The sequence below is a fragment of the Ruegeria sp. YTSC230 genome (assembly GCF_059609665.1).
Map to the genome: position 1 here is coordinate 522,383 of NZ_JBXWMC010000002.1, position 15,144 is coordinate 537,526.

At 58.7% G+C, this 15,144-nt stretch carries 13 protein-coding genes; 10 read left to right on the forward strand and 3 right to left on the reverse strand.

Features of this window, described 5'->3' with window-relative positions; genetic code table 11:
- The first annotated feature begins 55 nt into the window (after nucleotides 1-55).
- From AC2FD9_RS06610 to AC2FD9_RS06620, 3 genes are all read left to right on the forward strand, one after another.
- Nucleotides 56-2,188 carry a malate synthase G gene (locus AC2FD9_RS06610; protein WP_496835983.1) on the forward strand — a complete coding sequence of 711 codons (2,133 nt, stop codon included), beginning with the start codon at nucleotides 56-58 and terminating at the stop codon, nucleotides 2,186-2,188.
- Nucleotides 2,189-2,213: 25 nt separating this feature from the next.
- Complete coding sequence (locus AC2FD9_RS06615) at nucleotides 2,214-2,639, forward strand: GlcG/HbpS family heme-binding protein (RefSeq protein ID WP_496695869.1); 426 nt, start codon at nucleotides 2,214-2,216, stop codon at nucleotides 2,637-2,639.
- A 225-nt stretch (nucleotides 2,640-2,864) separates the two neighbouring features.
- Nucleotides 2,865-3,644 carry a gamma-glutamyl-gamma-aminobutyrate hydrolase family protein gene (locus AC2FD9_RS06620; protein ID WP_058274470.1) on the forward strand — a complete coding sequence of 260 codons (780 nt, stop codon included), beginning with the start codon at nucleotides 2,865-2,867 and terminating at the stop codon, nucleotides 3,642-3,644.
- A 46-nt stretch (nucleotides 3,645-3,690) separates the two neighbouring features.
- On the opposite strand, the gene AC2FD9_RS06625 is transcribed toward AC2FD9_RS06620, so the two are convergent.
- Both AC2FD9_RS06625 and AC2FD9_RS06630 read right to left on the reverse strand, forming a co-directional pair.
- Nucleotides 3,691-5,931 carry a xanthine dehydrogenase family protein molybdopterin-binding subunit gene (locus AC2FD9_RS06625; RefSeq protein ID WP_496835986.1) on the reverse strand — a complete coding sequence of 747 codons (2,241 nt, stop codon included), beginning with the start codon at nucleotides 5,929-5,931 and terminating at the stop codon, nucleotides 3,691-3,693.
- Nucleotides 5,932-5,934: 3 nt separating this feature from the next.
- Complete coding sequence (locus tag AC2FD9_RS06630) at nucleotides 5,935-6,399, reverse strand: (2Fe-2S)-binding protein (RefSeq protein ID WP_282168808.1); 465 nt, start codon at nucleotides 6,397-6,399, stop codon at nucleotides 5,935-5,937.
- A 99-nt stretch (nucleotides 6,400-6,498) separates the two neighbouring features.
- Between AC2FD9_RS06630 and AC2FD9_RS06635 the strand changes: the two genes are divergently transcribed.
- A complete protein-coding gene (locus AC2FD9_RS06635; RefSeq protein ID WP_496835988.1) occupies nucleotides 6,499-7,077 on the forward strand; it encodes a TetR/AcrR family transcriptional regulator in 579 nt (192 codons plus the stop codon).
- On the opposite strand, the gene kynU is transcribed toward AC2FD9_RS06635, so the two are convergent.
- Entirely contained in the window at nucleotides 7,070-8,263 is a 1,194-nt protein-coding gene (gene kynU / locus AC2FD9_RS06640; RefSeq protein WP_472723284.1) for a kynureninase, read from the reverse strand. The genes AC2FD9_RS06635 and kynU overlap by 8 nt on opposite strands.
- Before the next feature lie 217 nt (nucleotides 8,264-8,480).
- Between kynU and AC2FD9_RS06645 the strand changes: the two genes are divergently transcribed.
- From AC2FD9_RS06645 to AC2FD9_RS06670, 6 genes are all read left to right on the forward strand, one after another.
- On the forward strand, nucleotides 8,481-8,930 hold the full coding sequence (locus tag AC2FD9_RS06645) for a methyltransferase family protein (protein ID WP_496720481.1): 450 nt from the start codon (nucleotides 8,481-8,483) through the stop codon (nucleotides 8,928-8,930).
- A gap of 127 nt (nucleotides 8,931-9,057) precedes the next feature.
- On the forward strand, nucleotides 9,058-10,629 hold the full coding sequence (locus tag AC2FD9_RS06650; protein WP_058274367.1) for a Re/Si-specific NAD(P)(+) transhydrogenase subunit alpha: 1,572 nt from the start codon (nucleotides 9,058-9,060) through the stop codon (nucleotides 10,627-10,629).
- 13 nt (nucleotides 10,630-10,642) lie between these two features.
- Entirely contained in the window at nucleotides 10,643-12,097 is a 1,455-nt protein-coding gene (locus tag AC2FD9_RS06655) for an NAD(P)(+) transhydrogenase (Re/Si-specific) subunit beta (protein WP_282168804.1), read from the forward strand.
- An 86-nt stretch (nucleotides 12,098-12,183) separates the two neighbouring features.
- On the forward strand, nucleotides 12,184-12,540 hold the full coding sequence (locus AC2FD9_RS06660) for a VOC family protein (RefSeq protein ID WP_282119160.1): 357 nt from the start codon (nucleotides 12,184-12,186) through the stop codon (nucleotides 12,538-12,540).
- 107 nt (nucleotides 12,541-12,647) lie between these two features.
- Nucleotides 12,648-13,925: a DUF3422 family protein gene (locus AC2FD9_RS06665; protein WP_282168803.1), complete on the forward strand. Its 1,278-nt coding sequence runs from the start codon at nucleotides 12,648-12,650 to the stop codon at nucleotides 13,923-13,925.
- Nucleotides 13,926-14,034: 109 nt separating this feature from the next.
- Nucleotides 14,035-15,138 (forward strand): MFS transporter, encoded by a 1,104-nt coding sequence (locus tag AC2FD9_RS06670; RefSeq protein ID WP_496835992.1) that lies wholly within the window; start codon nucleotides 14,035-14,037, stop codon nucleotides 15,136-15,138.
- Nucleotides 15,139-15,144: the final 6 nt, after the last annotated feature.

A 15,144-nucleotide genomic window follows, 5' to 3' on the forward strand; every position in this document is an offset into this window, starting at 1 on the left:
CTTTCGTCCTAAATGCTGACGGCATACAGTCGTGCACATTCCCGGGAGAAACAAAATGAGCAGCAGACAGGCGCGCAGCGGATTGCAGGTGGATACGGTTCTGGCCGAGTTCATCGAAGGCCAAGCCCTGCCGGGAACCGGTGTCACAGCAGATGCCTTCTGGGATGGTCTGGCGCGCATGGTCGCCGAGCTTGGCCCCAAGAACCGCGCCTTTCTGGCCAAGCGGCAGGACATTCAGGGCAAGGTCGATGCATGGCATCTTGAGCGCCAAGGGCAGGACCACGACGCCGAAGCCTATCAGGCTTTCCTGCACGAGATCGGCTATCTGGTTGAGGAAGGTGCGGATTTCCAGATTGAAACCGCCAATGTCGACCCCGAGATCGCCTCGATCCCCGGACCGCAGCTTGTTGTTCCGATTACCAATGCGCGATTTGCACTGAACGCAGCCAATGCACGTTGGGGCAGCCTTTACGATGCGCTTTACGGAACGGATGCGATGGGTGATCTGCCCGCGGCTGGCGGCTACGACGCAGCGCGGGGCGCGCGGGTGATTGCATGGGCCAAAGGGTTCTTGGATGACGCAGTGCCGCTGGCTTTCGGGTCATGGGCTGATGTCTCAGATCTGAGCGTACAGGACGGCGCGCTGATGCCAACTCTGGCCAATCCTAAACAATTTGTAGGTTACGACGGAGATCCGGGCAAACCGGATGCGGTACTGCTCTGCAACAACGGGCTGCACATTCAGATCAGGATCGACGGACACAGCGCTATCGGGGCCACTGATCCGGCGCGTATTGCCGATATGCGTCTGGAATCGGCCTTGTCGACCATCATGGATTGCGAGGATTCGGTCGCTTGCGTCGATGCCGCTGACAAGGTGGTGGCATATGGCAACTGGCTTGGGTTGATGAAGGGTGACCTGACCGAAGAGGTGAACAAGGGCAACACGACTTTCACCCGCAAACTTGCCAAGGACCTAAGCTTTACAACGGCATCCGGTGAGACAGGCAGCTTGAAGGGTCGTTCGCTGATGCTGATCCGCAACGTCGGGCATTTGATGACAAACCCTGCTGTGTTGGATGAACAGGGCAATGAGATCGGCGAAGGGTTGATGGATGCACTCTGCACGACGCTGATTGCCATGCATGATCTTAAGCGAGACGGCGGAAATTCTGTCCAAGGCTCGGTCTATGTGGTGAAACCCAAAATGCACGGCCCGAAAGAAGTCGCGTTCTCGGTCGAGATTTTTGACATGGTCGAAGACATCCTTGGCCTGCCGCGCAATACCGTGAAGCTGGGCATCATGGATGAAGAACGCCGCACGTCGGTCAACCTCAAGGAATGCATCCGTGCTGCGAAATCGCGGGTGGCTTTCATCAACACCGGTTTTCTTGACCGGACCGGGGATGAGATTCACACCTCGATCGAAGCCGGGCCAATGCTGCCCAAGGGCGACATCAAGAACACGCCCTGGATTGCGTCTTATGAAGATCGCAACGTAGATATTGGGTTGGCCTGCGGCCTGAAGGGCAAGGCGCAGATTGGTAAAGGCATGTGGGCTATGCCCGACCGGATGGGCGACATGCTGGAGCAGAAGATCGGCCACCCGAAATCCGGCGCGACCTGTGCCTGGGTGCCGTCGCCGACGGCCGCGACACTGCACGCGACGCACTATCACAAGATCGACGTACTGGCCCGCCAAGATGAACTGGCTGCCGGTGGCGCACGGGGGACGCTGGGGGATTTGCTGACCATTCCGCTGCTGGGCGGTCGAAACCTCAGCGAAGACGAGATCGCCCGCGAGATCGAGAACAACGCGCAGGGCATTCTTGGATACGTGGTGCGTTGGGTTGATCAGGGTGTTGGCTGTTCGAAGGTGCCGGATATCAACGATGTCGGTCTGATGGAGGATCGCGCGACCTGCCGGATTTCATCTCAGGCGCTGGCCAACTGGTTGCACCATGATATTGTCTCGGAAGGGCAGGTCATGGCTGCGATGCAAAAAATGGCCGCTGTGGTGGATCGCCAGAACGAAAATGACGCAGACTATCGCCCGTTGGCACCCGGTTTCGACGGAATTGCTTTCCAAGCGGCCTGTGATCTGGTCTTCAAGGGGCGTGTGCAACCCTCGGGCTATACCGAGCCGGTCCTGCATGCCCGCCGTCTGGAACTAAAAGCCAGCCTTTAAACCATCAGGAACGATAGGACACGACATGGGAGTTTCCCTCCGCAAAGCCCGCACCATCATCCGAAAGACCCTTGAGAAGGGGCACGAAAGGGAGCTGAAACCCCTTTCCGTCGTCGTTCTTGATGCAGGCGGTCATGTTATCGCGTTCGAACGCGAAGACGGCGCGGCCCCTGGTCGGTTCGCGATTGCGCATGGCAAGGCTTATGGCTCGGTGATGCTTGGTCTGGCCGGCACAGCGCAGATGCAGCGGGCCGAGGCGCAGGCCTATTTCATGGCAGCTGTGAATGGCGTCTATGGTGGGCAGGTTGTGCCGGTTCCGGGTGGTGTGTTGCTGCGCGACAAAAAGGGCGCAGTGATCGGTGCGGTCGGCGTGACCGGCGATACGTCTGACAATGATGCCGCAGCGGCATTGGCCGGGATCGAAACTGCCGGCCTGATTGGCGAGATCTGAACCTGATGACTGGCGGAGAGCCTTTTGGGCTCTCCGCCCCAATGCGATGTTCGTGCAAAGCCACAAAAACGGGCAATGGCTAAAGTACCAGACAAAGCGCGATCATTTTCCAACATGTGCACAGTTGAACAAGAGCTTGCGCTGACACGCAGGGCCTGTGCTATTGCGCGCTGTTCTTGCGGTCGATAGTTTTTGGAAAGCAAACAGAAAACGCAGGAACGCAGCATGTCTCGACCCGTCGTCGGTATCATCGGCAACTCGTACTTGATGAATGATCAATATCCGACCCATGCCGGTGGCACGATGAACTCGGACGCGGTTGCCAATGTTTCGGACTGTCTGCCGCTGCTGATCCCAGCCGATCCGCGCTATGTCTCGGTCGATGAGCTGCTTGAGGTCTGCGACGGATTTCTGCTGACCGGCGGGCGCCCGAATGTCCACCCCGAGGAATACGGCGAGTCCGCGACCGAGGCCCATGGCGAGTTCGACCGGGCGCGCGATGCTATTACCCTGCCGCTGGTGCGATCCTGTGTAGAGCGTGGGCAGCCCTTCTTTGGCATCTGTCGAGGGTTCCAAGAGGTCAACGTGGCGATGGGCGGGACACTGTACCCGGAAATACGCGATCTGCCGGGTCGGATGAACCACCGCATGCCGCCCGATGGGACCCTGGAAGAGAAATTTGCCCTGCGTCATGTCGTTGCGCTGAACGAGGGTGGTGTATTCCACCGCCTGATGGGTGCGACCGAAGTGATGACGAACACCTTGCACGGGCAAGGGATCAAATCGGTTGGGCGTCGGGTTGTGATTGATGGTCAAGCACCCGATGGAACGCCCGAGGCGATTTATATTCAGGACGCACCCGGGTTTACATTGTCAGTGCAATGGCACCCGGAATGGGACGCCGAAAATGATCCCGTGTCCCGCCCTTTATTCAAGGCGTTCGGTGCTGCTGTACATGCATGGGCAACCGGTTCGGATAGGGCGCTGGTCCAACAATCCGCGTAATTCCTGCGCCGATCCGAGAGAGAGGGTTCGGACCGGCGCAGCGCGATCAAACCAGCAGATTGAACTGATTGATCAAAGGCAGAGTGCGGGCGCGCTCACCCGTCAGGTCGAACAGGGCATTGCCGAGCGCGGGCATGGACGGGGGTGTCCCCGGTTCGCCAACGCCACCCATGTGGTGGTTCGTTTCCAGAATTTTCACCTGTGTCACCGGAGCATTGTGCATCCGCAGAGCGTCGTAGTCGGGGAAGTTGTACTGTTCGACCTCACCGTCCGAGAATGTGATCTCACCCATCACGGCCGCCGACAGGCCATAAATCATGCCGCCGAACATCTGTGCCTCGACTGTGCCGGGGTCCAAGGCCAGACCGACGTCACAGGCGATCCATACCTTGGCGATACGGATAGTGCCGTCCTCATCGACGACCTCGATCACCTGTGCGACCGGCGTGCCAAAACTATAGGCCATCGCCACACCGCGCCCGACACCGTCCGGGGTTTCTCCGGTCCAGCCGGACATCTCTTTCACGGCCTGTAGGCAGCCTGCCGATGGCGCGTGCTCGGCTTTGGCCAGTTCCAAGCGGAACTCCAGCGGATCTCGTCCTGCGGCATTGGCCATCTCGTCCATGAATGTATCGTGGAAGAAGCCATTGTGGCTGTTCCCGACCGAGCGCCAGAAGCCGACCGGAATATCCAGATCTGCGATGTGCCCGCTCATGCGATAGTTTGGCACCGCGTAGGGTTGGTTAAAAAACCCTTCGACCAGCACTTTGTCAGGTCCGCCAGCCGGCAAGCCGGTATAGCGCTGAACCGCTTGTTGCGTGCAGGATTGCGCCGCGACCTTGCCGTCAATCAGAACGGCTTGGCCGTCTTTGACTGCCCCCCGCATCCGAGCCATCGCGCCGGGGCGATAGTAGTCATGGCGCATGTCCTCTTCACGGCTCCAGGTGGTCTGGACAGGGACGCCGGGCATGGCCATTGCGACCTTTGTCGCGATCTCGCCGAAGTCCAGCTCGCCCCGGCGGCCAAACCCTCCGCCCAGATAGGTGGTGTGGATCTGAACGGCCTCTTTGTCCAGGTTGGCCGTGTTGGCCGCGCGTATTTGGACAAGCGTCGGGGCCTGATTGCCGCACCACAGTTCCAGCGCCGAGCCTGTGAACAGCGCTGTGGCGTTCATCGGCTCCATCGTGGAATGGGCCAGATAGGGCACCGTATATTCGGCCGTGATTTCGGTGGCGCCGTCGGGCAGAGTGTCAACGTCGCCGTCATCGCGCATGGTCGAATTGGGGGACGCGTCGAATGCACTGGCAATTTCGGTGAAAATGGCGTCAGTTTCAGGTGGGTAGGGGGCGTCGCCCCAATCCACGTCAATTGCCTCGACGGCCTGAATGGCCAGCCACGTGTTGCTGGCAATCACAGCCACGCCATTGCCCAGATCAACCACCTTTTCCACGCCCGGCATCTGCTCGGCTGCGCTGGCATCAAAACCCTTCATCTCGCCGCCCAGCTTGGGATTGATCCGGACCGAGGCGAATTTCAGACCCTCGGGGCGCACATCGATCCCGAACTCAGCCGTTCCGGTGGATTTGCCGACCACATCCACACGCGGCAAGTTCCGCCCCAGCAAGCGCCAGTTGGACGGATCGCGCAATTCGACTTCCGGCGGTTCAATCTGACCGGCGGCCTCGGCAAGCTCAGTATACGGAATGCGCGTCCCGTTCGGCGCGATTACAGCACCGTTCTCGGTCTTCAGTTGCGCACGATCCACGCCCAGACGGTCAGCGGCGGCCTGTTTCAGCGTTTCGCGCGCGGTCGCACCCGCTTCGCGCATACGCTCGAAGCCATCTTTCATCGAGGTCGAACCACCGGTCACCTGCAAGCTCAGCGTCCTGCCAAGAACGCCCAGAGCCTCCCCCAAATTGTGCTGGAAGTCCGAGATGTCATAACCCTTGTTCGGCAATCCCTCACCAACCAGGGCCGAGTTGTAATAGGCCGCTGCTGCGGGGCCGTGCAGAACGCGGATCTGGTCCAGTTCCACATCCAGTTCTTCTGCGATCAGCGCCGCCCACGTGGTCATTACACCTTGTCCCATCTCAGCACGCGGGGCGAACAGGGTGACGCCTTGCTGATCAATCAGAACAAAGGGGCTGAGCGCGGTTTCGCCCCTAGCAGGTTTGAGCGGATTGGCGGCCGGACGGCTGACGTAATAGGCGCCAAAGGCCACGCCCCCGACAATCGCTGCTGAGCCAATCAAGAAAGTACGACGGAGGATTTTTCCAACGGATGCCATCGTTTATGCCTCTTTCAGCTTGGATGCCGCGTCGTGGATTGCAGCGCGGATGCGGGGGTAGGTGCCACAGCGGCACAAATTGCCCTGCATGGCATCGTCGATATCGGTATCCGAAGGCGCAGGGTTTTCGGCCAGCAGCGCTGCGGCCTGCATGATCTGGCCCGACTGACAGTAGCCGCATTGCGCCACCTGATGATCGACCCAGGCCTGCTGAATCGCGGCCATCGCGTCCGGGGTGCCAATGCCTTCAATCGTGGTCACATCGCCCCAGACATCGGACAGGGCCACTTGGCACGAACGCACAGCCTCGCCGTCAATGTGCACGGTGCAGGCCCCGCAAGCGGCCACGCCGCAGCCGAATTTGGTGCCAGTCAAACCGACCTCATCCCGTAGAACCCAAAGCAGGGGGACGTCATCGGGCAAGTCAACCTGATGTTGCGTTCCGTTGATCTTAAGGGCGGTCGCCATGGCGCACCTCTCGTAGCTGTGGCTGGTTTCTGACATAATTGTTGAAAAGTGTCAGTATGTCAATTGACAAAATGAACAAAAAGTGTCACGAGTTCGGGGATGGCAGATGTAACTGAAGGTTCACGGCAACAGGCGATCCTGGACTCGGCGTTTCGGGCCTTTGCGACTTATGGATTCCGCAAGACCTCGATGGATGACATAGCGCAGGGCGCAGGGATGTCCCGTCCGGCAGTGTATCTGCATTTCAAAAATAAAGAGGCGATCGTCACGAAGCTGACCGAACTCTACTATGCAGCGAAAAGCGTTGCAGTGGCTGCGGCGCTGACCAAACCGGGCTCAGTTTCGGACATTTTCAAGGGCGCGGTTCACGCTCAAACCGAAGGGATGGCCACCATCCTAGCGTCCCCACATGGGCTTGAAATGTTAGATACGACCAAATCCATGTCGTCAGAAATCATATCGCAAGGCGAGGCTAAGCTTGCGCGCCTATATGCCGAGTGGCTGAAGCGCGAAAATCAGGCCGGGCGAGTCAGGTTGCAGATGGAGGCAGACGAGGCGGCCAAAACGATAACGGCCACTCTGAAGGGGCTGAAGGCAAGCGCTATTGGCGCGGAAGAATATGAAACCCGTGTTGCCCAGTTTGCCGCTCTGATAGGAGCTGGGCTAGAAGTCAGGTAACGCGCTGACGCACCTTGAATTCTGGTGCGTCCCACAGGCGGTTCTGCATGATGTCCGCCAAGATTTCGACTGCATTTTCAACATCCTGCTCATCAATGTACAGCGGCGTGAAGCCAAACCGCATGATGTCAGGCGCGCGGAAGTCTCCGATCACACCGTGGGCAATCAGGGCCTGCATGGCGGCATAGCCGTCGGCAAATCGGAAAGACACCTGACTACCGCGCTGGGCAGGATCACGCGGGCTTGCCAGTTGCAAATCGGGGCAGGCGGATTCGACACGTTTGATGAACAACTCGGTCAATTCAATGGATTTGGTCCGTACGTCCTGCATGTCAGCCATATCCCATATGTCCATCGCCGCGGATAGGGCGACCATCTGAAGGATCGGAGGCGTACCGACACGCATTCTTTCGATCCCGTTGCCGGCGCGATAGTCCAGATCAAAGGCAAAAGGCGACTCGTGGCCCAACCACCCGGACAATGCGGGGCGCACCTGTTCCGTCAGGCGCGGGGCGACATAGATGAATGCGGGCGCACCCGGCCCGCCGTTCAGGTATTTGTAGGTGCAACCAACCGCGAAATCTGCATTGCATGCCGCCAAATTGACGGGAATCGCGCCAGCTGAATGGGCTAGGTCCCAGACTGTCACTGTACCGTTTGCATGGGCAAGTTCTGTCAAAGCTTTCATGTCGTGGATACGGCCCGAGCGGTAATCCACCTCGGTCAGCATCAAAACGGCTACATCCTCGGTTACATTGTCAGCTACGTCTTCCGGTGCGACGACGCGCAGTTCATATTCCGGCCCGAGTGAGCGAAGCAGGCCATCCACCATGTAGAGGTCGGAAGGAAAGTTACCGTTGTCCGAAAGCACGACCTTGCGGTCCGGGCACAATTCCAGCGCTGAAGCAACGGCCTGGTAAACCTTGATCGACAGGGTGTCACCGGTGACGATACTACCGGGTTCTGCGCCAATCAGCCGTCCGATGCGATCACCCAAACCGGTCGGCAACGCCATCCAGCCTGCCTTGTTCCAGCCGGTGATCAGCATTTGCCCCCATTCCTGAACCATCATGTCACTGACCCGATCTCCGGCGGCGCGGGGCAGCGGTCCAAGCGAGTTTCCGTCCAGATAAACGACGCCTTGGGGAAGGTTGAACAGGGCTTTTGTCGCGGCAAAGTCGGTCATCGTTTTCTCATCATTGTGTGGGCAATTGTTGATGCAAAATGGCTATCTGATCCAAAAGCGGCTGTCCATCATCGAAGACCCTCTCTGCAACCATGTCCGGACGCGCGCCGATCGCACGGCTGCGACCAACTGTGATTTTGCTATTTCCGGCAAAAAGCGGTAGGTCATCGGGCAAAAGCGACACTTTGTTCCGCCCGGATAAGAAAGACTGCCAGACATGCGAAAAATCGACGTCCCTCCGGTGTGGTTGCTGGGCTTTGCGGTGCTGGCATGGCTGCAGGCGCGGCATTTCCCAATGGGTTTGTCGCTCGACAATGGGTTTGTTGATTTGCTCAGCGGTGTTCTGATCGGGGGCGGAGTTATCCTGATCGTCCTGGCTGCGGCCGAGTTTCGCCGTCATCGCACCACGATTATCCCGCATGAAACGCCTACATCGCTGGTGCAATCGGGGATCTTCAAGCGTAGCCGAAACCCCATATACGTTGGCGATGTGCTGATCTTAGCTGGCCTGATCCTGCGGTTTGATGCCATAGCGTCATTGGTTCTGATTCCAATATTTGTATGGCTTCTGGAACGTCGTTTCATCGTGCCAGAAGAGGACAGAATGCGCAGAACTTTTCGCGCCGACTTTGCCCGATATGAACGCCAAACCCGCCGATGGATATGAGGTGATGTGGTAATGACACAACGTAATAATGCTGCGCTTGCGAAATAATGTTGCGCAGGATACACCTTTGCTTAACAAACAATACCGACCACCCGCTCGGTCAGAGTGAAAATTAGGGGGACTGCCAGTGAAGATAGGCACACCGAGAGAGACTTATGACGGTGAAAACCGTGTTGCGATGACGCCAGAGTCAGCGTTGCAGCTTCAGAAGTTGGGCTATGAATGTCTGATTGAGAAGGGTGCTGGTGCTGCGGCTGGATTTTCGGATGCGTCGTATGAGGCAGCTGGGGTTGAGGTCGTCAAGACGGCTGCGTCGCTGTGGAAGCAGGCCGACATTGTTGCCAAGGTGCGTCAACCGAACGAGGCTGAGCTGAAGCGTCTGACCAAGGGTAAGACGTTGATTTCCTTCTTCAACCCTGCGGGCAACGAAGAGGGGATGGAAGCGGCCAAGGCCAAGGGTGCCAATGTCATCGCCATGGAAATGGTGCCGCGGATCAGCCGCGCGCAGAAGATGGACGCGCTGTCGTCGATGGCAAATATCGCCGGTTACCGTGCGGTGATCGAGGCGGGCAACAACTTTGGCCGTTTTTTCACCGGTCAGGTGACGGCTGCCGGTAAGGTTCCGCCTGCGAAGGTGCTGATCGTTGGGGCCGGTGTGGCTGGTCTGGCGGCCATCGGCACCTCGACCTCGTTGGGCGCGATCACTTACGCCTTCGACGTGCGCCCCGAAGTGGCCGAACAGGTCGAATCGATGGGGGCCGAGTTCGTCTATCTGGATTTCAGTGAGGATCAGCAGGACGGTGCCGCCACCGGCGGTTATGCCAGCGTTCAATCCGAGGAATTCCGCGAGGCGCAGCTGGCCAAGTTCCGCGAGCTGGCACCCGAGATAGACATCGTGATCACCACCGCGCTGATCCCGAACCGCGAAGCGCCCGAGCTTTGGACCAAGGATATGGTCGAGGCGATGAAGCCGGGCTCGGTCATTGTTGACCTTGCGGCGGAAAAGGGCGGCAACTGCAAGCTGACCGTGGCGGATGAGAAGATCGTGACCGACAATGGCGTGACCATCATCGGCTATACCGACTTCCCCAGCCGGATGGCGGCGCAGTCCTCGTCTTTGTACGCGACCAATATCCGTCACATGATGACCGACCTGACGCCTGAAAAGGACGGTCAGATCAATCACGACATGGAAGATGACGTGATCCGGGGTGCGACTGTGACATTTGAAGGCGACATCACCTTCCCGCCGCCGCCACCCAAGGTGCAGGCGATCGCGGCGCAGAAGAAACCGGAAGTCAAGGAACTGACCCCGGAAGAGAAAAAGGCGCAGGAGGTTGCGGCCTTCAAGGCGCAGACCAAACAGCAGTTCACCCTGCTGGGGGTTGGTGGCGCGCTGATGCTGTTGGTGGGGCTGATCGCTCCGGCCAGCTTCATGCAGCACTTCATCGTCTTTGTGCTGGCCATTTTTGTGGGCTTCCAGGTGATCTGGGGCGTCGCGCACAGCCTGCACACACCGCTGATGGCGATCACCAACGCGATCTCGTCGATCATTATCGTCGGGGCTGTGATGCAGATCGGATCGGGGTCGATCCTGGTCATTCTGCTGGCGGCGCTGTCCATCTTCATGGCCGGGATCAACATCTTCGGCGGCTTCCTCGTAACCCGGCGCATGCTCGCCATGTTCCAGAAATCTTAAGGAGGCCGGGCACATGGAATTTGGCTTCACTACTGCCGCCTACGTTGTTGCGGCTGTTCTGTTCATCCTTTCGCTCGGCGGCCTGTCGAACCAGGAAAGCGCCAAGCGCGCGGTCTGGTATGGCATCGTCGGTATGGCGCTGGCGGTCTTCGCCACGCTGGTTGGCCCCGGTTCGGGTCTGTGGCTGCTGTCGCTGCTGCTGATCGCGGGCGGTGGTCTGATCGGTCAGTACGTCGCACAGCGCGTGCAGATGACCGAGATGCCGCAGCTGGTGGCTGCGATGCACTCGCTGGTCGGTCTGGCAGCTGTGTTCGTCGGATACAACGCGCATTTTGAAGTTCTGAATGTCGCCGAGGTGATGGCGGTCTCGGATGCCTCGAAAGAAGTTCTGTACACGGGCCTCGGAGGGTTTGCCAAACTGATCGCCAAGAAAACCCCGGCGGAATTGTCGATCCTGCATGTCGAACTGTTCCTGGGCGTCTTCATCGGTGCGATCACCTTTACCGGGTCGGTCGTGGCTTATGGCAAGCTGGCGGGCAAGGTGACGTCTGCGGCAACCAAGCTGCCGGGCGGTCATGCGCTGAACGCGGCTGCGGCAGGTCTCTCGTTGATCTGTCTGATCTGGTACACCTCGACCGGCGGCTTCTTCCCGCTGTTCCTGATGACTCTGGCGGCGCTGTTCATCGGCTACCACCTGATCATGGGCATCGGCGGTGCCGACATGCCGGTGGTTGTGTCGATGCTGAACAGCTACTCGGGTTGGGCGGCTGCGGCGATCGGCTTCTCGCTGGGCAACGACCTGCTGATCGTGGTTGGTGCGCTGGTGGGCTCGTCGGGTGCAATCCTGTCCTACATCATGTGTAAGGCGATGAACCGTCATTTTGTCAGCGTGATCCTGGGCGGCTTTGGTGGCCCACAGGGTGAACAGATGGCGGTTGAGGGCGAGCAGATCGCCATCGAAGCCGACGGTGTGGCCGCAGCGCTGAACGACGCTGACAGCGTTGTCATCATCCCCGGCTACGGCATGGCAGTGGCGCAGGCACAGCAGTCGGTGTCCGAACTGGTCCGCAAGCTGCGGGCGCAGGGCAAGAATGTGCGCTTTGCGATCCACCCTGTTGCGGGTCGTTTGCCGGGCCACATGAACGTGCTGCTGGCCGAGGCGAAGGTGCCATACGACATCGTGCTGGAAATGGACGAGATCAACGACGACTTCCCCGAAACGGATGTTGCCATCGTCATCGGCTCGAACGACATTGTGAACCCTGCGGCGCAGGAAGACCCCAACAGCCCCATCGCCGGCATGCCGGTTCTGGAATGCTGGAAGGCCAAGCAGGTCTTCGTGTCCAAACGCGGCCAAGGCACCGGGTACTCGGGCATCGAAAACCCGCTGTTCTTCAAAGAAAACACCCGCATGTTCTATGGCGATGCAAAGGCAAGCCTCGACAAACTACTGCCTATGATCGAATAAACCGGGTCAGGATAACTATCGGAAAGGCGCCCCAGTGGGCGCCTTTTCTATTTTTGGTGTACCCTGAATTGAAAAGGAGGTGCCCGATGGAAAAAGTGAACGGCATAGGCGGCGTGTTCTTTCGCGCTCGTGATCCCGAGGCCTTGAGCGCGTGGTATGAAAAGCATCTGGGCGTAAATCACTATATCCCGGAGCCATGGAAACAGCGCGAGGGTTACACAGTCTTCGCCCCCTTTGCGCAGGACACCGCGTACTTCGGAAGATCCGAGCAGCAGTGGATGATCAATTTTCGTGTCGATGATCTGGCCACCATGATTGCACAGCTTGAAGCCGCAGGGATCAAGGTTGAAACTAACGCAGAGTGGGACAGTGAGGTTGGCAAGTTCGCGCGCATCCATGACCCAGAGGGCAACCCGATCGAGCTGTGGCAGCCAAATCAATGAGATAGCGGGTTTGTATACCGTAGTATCCCTGTAAGTATATGAAATAAAAAGAGAATTGATGAATTTTAAAGGTGTCGTATAGTGCCTCGGACGAAACGGAGCCCAAGATGACGCCGATAGATGACCATCCGCTGCGCTATGCGCTGGCTAATGAATTGCACGCCCGTCCGTTTCCGGTGGCGGCAATGCCCTGTACAGTGGTCTTTCTTGCGATCAAGAAATCTGTTGCCGCCGTCGCACGTGATCGCCGCGAAGATCTGGATCACCTGATCGATCTTCTCGACCGCCACGGTGCTCAGCACCCGCAGCCTGACGCGACGCACTATGCCGGACAAATCGGCCGCCATTGGTTGAAGTGGGAACAACATACCGAGTTCGTGACCTATACGGCCATCGCCCAGAACGTCAGCGAGCGTGCGTTCAACCCGGCTGATTTTGAGGTTTTTCCCCCCGACTGGTTGATGGCCAGCCCCGGTCAGAGGGTCACGTCGGCCATGGTGCGTGTTGTCGAACGCGAAGGCGACGAGGTGATCAAATCCAAGCTGCTGGAATGGTTCGAACCAGAAAGCCTGGCTGTTGCTCGGGTGCTGGATGACGCAGCTGTTTGTGCAAGTGATTTTCGTATCGATCCGGCAGGGCACATGCGGTTTGCGCTGTTTGTCGCGAATGGAACCGGTCGGCGCAGGACGGGACGGATCGTCCAGCGTTTGTGTGAGATCGAGACCTACAAGGCAATGTCTATGCTGGGTTTTGCGCGGGTCAAACAACTGATGCCTCGTATCGGAAAGCTGGATGAAAAGCTGACGCGCCTGATGGGGCAAATGACCGACAATTCTGCCCAGCCCGACGAGTTGCTTCAGGACTTGCTGTCGACCTCGATTGAACTGGAAACTTTGGCGGCGCAGTGTTCGTTCCGGTTCGGAGCCACGGGTGCCTATGAGGCCATCGTAAATCAGCGGATTGAGGTCCTGCGCGAAGAGCGTTTTGAAGGCGGTCAGAACTTTGCGGACTTTATGATGCGCCGATACGACCCGGCGATCCGCACGGTGAAATCCACGGAACGTCGCCTGCAAGCCCTGTCTGATCGGGCCATCCGTGCAGGGGAATTGCTGCGAACCCGCGTCGATGTTGAGCGCAGCGCGCAGAACCAGGCCCTGTTGGAAAGCATGGATCGCCGCGCCGATCTGGCGCTTCGTCTGCAGCACACGGTCGAGGGGCTTTCCGTGGTCGCGATCAGCTATTACGCCGTATCGCTGGTGAGCTATTTGCTCTACCCCCTGACGGGTGCCGGGATCAGTAAAGGGATGTTAAGCGCAGCGGTGACGATTCCGGTTGTCCTGGCGGTATGGTTTGCCGTCCGCAGGATTCGAAAGCGGTTGGAGTAGATCCGTATTTGCCTTTGGACCCGCGCGCTGTACAACAAACGCGTTTGACACCTGGGTCGGGGAATTCTCTGTGATTGGAATCGTGTCGGCGTGGCGGGCAGTGGCCGCCATGTTCATATTGAATGGCGCATTGTTCGGCATCTGGGCATCGCGAATTCCAGCGGTTCGGGACAAACTGGACCTGACACATGAGACACTGGGATATGGCCTGTTGTTCATGGCGGCGGGCGCGGTGTGTTCCTTTCCGATCACGGGCCGGCTGACCGACAGGTTCGGCGCGGTGGTTCTGACGCGGTACATTGCCGTTCTCTATACGGTTTCGTTGATCCTTCTGGCCCTCGCGGGTAGCTTCTGGTCGCTTGCGGCTTTTTTGTTTGTATTCGGGGCTTTCCACGGCTCGATGGATGTGGCGATGAACGCCTGGGCGGCGGAGGTTGAGCAGGCGTACAAGAAACCCGTGATGTCATCATTCCACGCGATGTGGAGCCTTGGGGCAGGGTTGGGCGCCCTCAGCGGATTTGCAGCAGTGCAGATAGGGCTGACAGTGATCCAACACTTTTTGCTGGCGGGCGGGATCGTCGTTGGGCTGGCATTGGCATTGTCATGGGTACGCTGGACATCGCGCCGCGCGGCCGTGTCCGGAGGCAAGGTTTTTGCTTTGCCTTCAGGCGCTTTGATCCTTGTGGGTTTCACCGCTCTGTGCGGAGCTTTGGGGGAAGGTGCAGTGGCGGATTGGAGTGCGATTTTTCTACGGGATGTGACCGACGCCGCCGAAAGCATTGCGGCATTGGGCTATGCGGTATTCTCGGTTGCCATGGTTGCTTTCCGCTTGGCAGGCGGGTTTGTCATTGCGCGGTTTGGACCGGTGGCAACAGCGCGATTTGGCGGGGCTTGCGCCGCTTTGGGTGTTTTCTGTGTTGTGTCCGCTGCCGAGGCAGGACTGGCATTGGCAGGTTTTGCGATGATGGGGATCGGGTACGCGGTGATCATGCCGTTGGCGTTCAGCCGGGCGGCAAGTGATCCCAACGTGCCGCCGGGGCAGGCGATCGCCAGCGTCGCCACGCTGGGGTACGGAGGCCTGTTGATTGGCCCGCCGCTTATTGGGTTTCTCGCAGAGATGCTTACATTGCGCATAGCATTCACGGCGCTGTTGCCGCTGGCCGTATTCATTGTCCTGTTGGCGGGTTCGTTGCGACCTGCCGAAACAGATTGAAGTCAT